Annotated in this window: 8 protein-coding genes and 1 pseudogene; all 9 read left to right on the top strand. The window is 34.3% G+C overall.

Going from position 1 to position 5,776, the window contains the following annotated elements:
• Positions 1–19 precede the first annotated feature (19 nt).
• Entirely contained in the window at positions 20–436 is a 417-nt protein-coding gene (locus tag A2255_05405) for a hypothetical protein (protein ID OGI18047.1), read from the top strand.
• A gap of 199 nt (positions 437–635) precedes the next feature.
• On the top strand, positions 636–1,130 hold the full coding sequence (locus A2255_05400; protein OGI18046.1) for a hypothetical protein: 495 nt from the start codon (positions 636–638) through the stop codon (positions 1,128–1,130).
• A 41-nt stretch (positions 1,131–1,171) separates the two neighbouring features.
• Positions 1,172–1,357, top strand: coding sequence for a 50S ribosomal protein L32 (locus A2255_05395; GenBank protein ID OGI18045.1), 186 nt, complete (start codon positions 1,172–1,174; stop codon positions 1,355–1,357).
• A gap of 15 nt (positions 1,358–1,372) precedes the next feature.
• On the top strand, positions 1,373–2,374 hold the full coding sequence (locus A2255_05390) for a hypothetical protein (GenBank protein OGI18048.1): 1,002 nt from the start codon (positions 1,373–1,375) through the stop codon (positions 2,372–2,374).
• The gene (locus A2255_05385) at positions 2,371–3,393 is read left to right on the top strand and encodes a hypothetical protein (GenBank protein ID OGI18044.1); all 1,023 of its coding nucleotides are present in this window, start codon (positions 2,371–2,373) and stop codon (positions 3,391–3,393) included. The genes A2255_05390 and A2255_05385 overlap by 4 nt, the downstream gene beginning before the upstream one ends.
• Positions 3,394–3,412: 19 nt before the next feature.
• A complete protein-coding gene (locus A2255_05380; GenBank protein OGI18043.1) occupies positions 3,413–4,354 on the top strand; it encodes a [acyl-carrier-protein] S-malonyltransferase in 942 nt (313 codons plus the stop codon).
• A gap of 16 nt (positions 4,355–4,370) precedes the next feature.
• A complete protein-coding gene (locus tag A2255_05375; GenBank protein ID OGI18042.1) occupies positions 4,371–5,105 on the top strand; it encodes a 3-oxoacyl-[acyl-carrier-protein] reductase in 735 nt (244 codons plus the stop codon).
• A gap of 150 nt (positions 5,106–5,255) precedes the next feature.
• Positions 5,256–5,495: an acyl carrier protein gene (locus A2255_05370; protein OGI18041.1), complete on the top strand. Its 240-nt coding sequence runs from the start codon at positions 5,256–5,258 to the stop codon at positions 5,493–5,495.
• 27 nt (positions 5,496–5,522) lie between these two features.
• A pseudogene (locus tag A2255_05365) lies at positions 5,523–5,776 on the top strand (beta-ketoacyl-[acyl-carrier-protein] synthase II).

Here is a 5,776-nt window from a genome sequence, read left to right as displayed (position 1 = left end):
TTTTATTTTAAGTCTTATATTGATTTCATTTGCTTTATTTCTTAGCCCGGTATTATCACAAAATACTAATGATTATAGGGCTTTATATAGTAAAGCTAATTCAAGGCTGGTTTCAGGCAATTTTAATGAAGCTATTTATTTCTATAATCTTGCTATTCAGCAAAATCCTAAATCATTAGATGCACATCTTGGATTAGGTATAGCTTATAAGGAATCAGGCAGATACCAAGAAGCATATGAAGCTACAATGAAGGTTATTGAGCTTAACCCGTCATATTATCAAGCATATTATAACCTTGGCATAGTTCTTGAAAATCTAGACAGAGCTGAAGAAGCTATAGATGCATATGAAAAATTTCTTAAAGAAATTCCCGGCGCTGAAAGATTTTCTGATGCAAAACAAAGAATATTAAGACTTAAGAAAAAATATAAATAAAAATTAATTTAAATTAATTTTTATAGAAATATCAAATAAATAAGAAATTTACGAATATTTTATTAAGTTAAATGAATTAACTTAATAAAAATGCAAGTTGACAAAAGTTTTCTTGCAAATAAAATGTAATAGTCATCAGGTTAGTGGATAATTAGTCTAAAATTTTGATTATTCAAGAAAAAGATAGAGAGATTCAAGATTGAAGATAAATATTGAAGAATTATCAAATACACCAGAAGGTCAACTTACACTTGAGTTTAATGAAGTAATAAATGAGCTCGGTAATGATCAGCCTGTTGATGGAGAAGTAACTGCCAGGTTAATTCCTAGTGGTGTTCAAGTAGAAGGTCACGTTGAAACAGACATGATGTTGGAATGTGACAGATGTATGGTTAATTATCCTTACCATGTTGATGTGAATATTGATGAGGTATTCATTAAAGGCAATTTATCTTCTGCAAAAGAAATCGAGTTGACTCAAGAAAATTTTGTGGAAGAATTAAAAGGTAGGAATGAAATTGACGTAACAGATTTAATATATCAAAGTATAATACTAAGTATTCCTAGTAAAAATTTATGTCAGGAAGAGTGTCCTGGAACTAAAGAATTTCAGGAGCTACAAATAGAAAAACCTGCTGATCCCAGATTAGAAGTATTTAAAAAACTATCTGAGCAGGAATCAGATGAACAATAAAAAAATAAGAACAATAATAGATAGAAAGTAAGGTGTAAGTCATGGCAGTTCCAAAGAAGAAAACCGGTAGCTCAGCCCAAGGGCACAGAAGATCAAAATGGAAAGCAGAAACCCCAACAATAGCTAAGTGTCAAAATTGTGGAGAAGCTAAACTTTCTCATACAGTATGTGGTTTATGCGGTTATTATGGCAAAGAGCCTGCCAGCAAAAAGTTAAAAGAAGAATAGAAAACGAAAATGTCAATACGGATCGCAATAGATGCAATGGGTGGGGATTATGCTCCGATTGAAATTATCAAAGGAGCAGTAATCGGTGCGAGAGAATATAATGTTGCACTACAACTTGTTGGACCAATAGACATCATCGAAAAAGAACTTAAAAAGCACGATACCAGTGGGCTTGATATAAAATTGACTCAAGCAGATGAAGTTATTGAAATGGATGAGTCTCCTGGTACAGCTATAAGAAGAAAAAGAAACTCTTCTATAGTAATTGCTGTAGATGCAGTGGCAAAAGGTGAATCTCAGGCTTTAGTTGCTGCTGGTAGTACAGGAGCAGCTATGGCTGCAAGTCTATTTGGCCTAGGTAGATTACCAGGAATTGATAGACCGGCAATTGCGGTTACAATGCCAACAATGAAAAAACCTGCTATTATGATTGATGCGGGAGCAAACAGCTCCTGTGAAGCTCATATGCTTTATCAATTTGCAGTAATGGGAAGTATATTTTCAAAGTGTGTGTATGGTGTTGATAATCCTCGTGTTGGTATACTTAATATAGGTGGTGAGTCCGGTAAAGGCAATCCACTAACCCAAAATACATATAAACTCCTTGCACAACATCAGGACAATATTAACTTTATCGGAAACATAGAGGGAAGAGAGTTATTCATGGGTGTTTCTGATGTTGTAGTTTGCGATGGTTTCGTAGGCAATATTACACTAAAAGTTGCTGAAGGCGTTGCAAACATGATAATTAAGATATTAAAAGATGAATTAAATGCCTCTATATGGACAAAACTTGGTGCTGCAATAGCAAAGCCAGCATTTTTAAAATTAAAGAAGAAATCCGATTATGAAGAATACGGCGGAGCATTGCTTTTAGGAATTAAAGGTGTATGTGTAATCAGTCACGGTGGCAGCAAAGCATATGCAATTAAAAATGCAATAAGAGTTGCTAAAGAAGCTGTTGAGGCTGATATAAACGGTAAAATAGCTAATATGTATGAGTTGAATAAAATATGATAAACGGCAAAGAATTAAATCCTGTAAGTATAATTGGTATTGGTAAATATGTCCCTGAAACAGTAGTAACAAATGATGATATAGCAAAAATTGTTGATACAAATGATGAGTGGATTGTTACCAGAACAGGAATAAAAGAAAGAAGAGTAGTAAGTGGAGATGAAACTGCGGCATCACTTGCTATAAATGCAGCTAAAGATGCTCTTGGGTATGCAGGTATTGATCCAAAAGAAATAGACTTAATAATTACTGCAACTTCTATGCCTGATGCACTGTATCCATCAACATCATGCGAAGTGCAAGGTGCTTTAGGTGCGACCAATGCCGCTGCTTTCGATGTTGTTGCTGCTTGCAGTGGTTTAATTTATGGATTAAATATAGCCAGAAACTTTATAATGGCAGGTACATATAATACAGTTTTATTAATAGGTGTTGATGTACATTCCAGATTTTTAGACTGGAATGATAGAGGAACCTGTGTATTATTTGGAGATGGTGCTGGTGCATTAATTGTTAAAAAATCCGAAGATGATATAAATGATATTTTAGCAATAGATATGCACGCTGATGGTTCTAAGGCAAGTGAATTAAAAATCCCGTTAAATGGCAAAAACTGTCCATTAGTAGAGCCTAAGACTGAGAAAAAACAACATGTGGATATGAATGGACGTGAAATATATAAATTTGCAGTAAGAGTTGTACCTGAATCAATTCTTAATGCTATTAATGCAGCTGGATTAAGTATTGATGATATCGATTATTTAATTCCGCATCAGGCTAATATGCGTATAGTACAAGCTATAACAGAAAGATTAAATCTTAAAGAAGATCAAGTAATAGTTAATCTTGATAAATATGGTAATACATCTACAGCTTCTATTCCTATAGCTTTAACAGAAGCTTTAGGAAATAAAGTGTCCACACCTTCAAGGATGGTAATGTGCGGTTTTGGAGCAGGTTTAACCTGGGGAACTGCAATTGTTAACTGGAGAGCTAAAGATAAACGATTAAGCCAATAAGTAACTTAGGTGAGTGAGAATGAGTAAAATTGCATTTATATTTCCCGGACAGGGATCACAATATGTAGGTATGGGGTTGGATTTTTACAATTCCTCAGAAACTGCAAAAAAAATATTTAACCAGTTTAATGAAGTATTAGGCAAAAATCTCTCAGGTATTTGTTTTGAAGGTCCTGAAGAAGATTTGAAACAAACAATTAATACTCAACCGGGTATCTTAGCTGTATCTATAGCTGCTTATTTATTATTAAAAGAAAAAACAGGTATAAAGCCTGATTATGTAGCTGGTCACAGTCTTGGTGAGTATGCAGCATTGTATGCAGCAGGTGTAGTTGAACTGGAAGACGTAATTAAACTTGTTCAAAGAAGATCTGAATTAATGAGCCAGGCACAAGCTGGTAGTATGACAGCTATTCTAGGTATGGATGATGAAAAATTAGCTGAAATGTTAAAAAAAGCTTCAGTTCATGGTATAGTTACCGTTGCAAATTATAATACTCCTGATCAAACAGTAATTACAGGTGAGGTTAAAGCTGTTGAAGCTGCAAATCAAGTTGCTTCAGAAATAGGCGCAAAAAGAGTAATTCCACTCGCAGTTAGTGGAGCTTTCCATTCACCTTTAATGAAAGAAGCATCAGATCAGTTTGCTGATTGGGTAGCTAATTTTAATATCAAAGATGCAACAGTTCCAGTTATTACCAATGTCGATGCAAAACCAACAACTAAAAAAGAAGAATTCTCTTTAAAAATGGTAGATCAAATTTATTCATCGGTATATTGGAAACAAAGCATTAGCTACATGATAGAGCAGGGTGTTGATACTTTCATAGAAATAGGGCCAGGTAAAGTCTTATCTGGTATGGTTAAGAAAATATCAAGGCCAGCTAAAGTATATAATGTAGCAGATATGGCTACATTAGAAGAAGTAATCAATACGTTAAATATACAGGTAACAGTTTAGTATAAGGGTTTGAGTTATGAGTGATATAAAAAAAATTGCTTTAGTCACAGGTGCATCAAGAGGCATAGGTAAAGTTTGCGCAGTAGAACTTGCTAAGATAGGATATGTTGCTATTATCAATTACTATCCTGGCTGCGATGATGATGCAAATTCTGTAGTAAAAGAAATCCAAGAATTAGGCGGAGAAGCAAAAGCCATTGCTGCTGATGTGACTGACAGTGCATCTGTGCAAAAAATGGTAGATGAAATTGTTAGTGAATATGGAAGAATTGATGTTCTTGTTAACAATGCAGGTATTACCAGAGACGGACTTTTAATCAGAATGTCAGATGCAGACTGGTTAAGTGTAATCAATACCAATTTAAACAGTATATTCTTTGTAACAAAACCAGTTGCAAAAGTTATGATGAAACAAAGAACAGGTCGTATTATTAATATGGCTAGTATAGTAGGTGTCAACGGTAATCCAGGCCAGGTTAACTATGCAGCGGCTAAAGCTGGTGCTATCGGAATGACAAAAACTCTTGCAAAAGAACTTGGATCACGTGGAATTACCGTTAATGCTATAGCTCCAGGATTCATTGATACACCAATGACACAACATTTAGATACAGCAAAAATTGCTGAAAGAATTCCTCTTGGTAAATTAGGCCAACCTGAAGATATAGCAGCTGTTGTTACATTCCTTGTAACAACAGGTACATATATAACCGGCCAGGTTATAGGTGTTGACGGTGGTTTAGTGATATAATCTAGTTTTTGTAATTAATAAAGATTTACAATAACTAGATTTAAGTGGACAAAGACGTACGGATTTAACAAAATGATTTGTGATAAAATAAATAAAACTCATAATATGTTCTAGTAGTTAGTGGTTAATAGTAAAAAAGGAGAAAAGAAAATGAGTTCCGCAATATTAGACAGAGTAAAAAAAGTAGTAGTAGAACAGTTAAGTGTTGAAGAATCAGAAGTTACAGCAGATGCTAGTTTTACTGCTGATTTAGGTGCTGATTCATTAGATACAGTAGAATTAGTAATGGCTTTTGAAGAAGAATTCGGTATTGAAATTCCAGACGAAGAAGCAGAAAAAATCATTACAGTTAAAGATGCTGTAAATTACATTGAAGGTCATTCAGCGTAAGAGAAAATTGGTAGATAGGTAATTATGATGAATAAAAATACCAGAAGAGTTGTTGTCACTGGAATGGGAATTGTAAGTCCATTCGGAGTAGGCCGTGACTTGTTCTGGGATAAATTGACAAAAGGTGAGAGCGGAATAAAGCCTATTACCATCACTGATGTAAGCAAACATTCCGTCAGAATAGGTGGTGAGGTAACAGATTTTGATCCGGCTCTCTATATGGATAAAAAAGAAGCTAAAAGAATGGATAGATATACTCAGTTGGGAGTAGTTGCTGCTAT

The sequence above is a fragment of the Candidatus Melainabacteria bacterium RIFOXYA2_FULL_32_9 genome, from assembly GCA_001784615.1.
Classification (GTDB): domain Bacteria; phylum Cyanobacteriota; class Vampirovibrionia; order Gastranaerophilales; family UBA9579; genus UBA9579.
The sequence above is the reverse complement of the archived record's forward strand: the minus strand, read 5'-3'. Positions and strand labels throughout refer to the sequence as shown.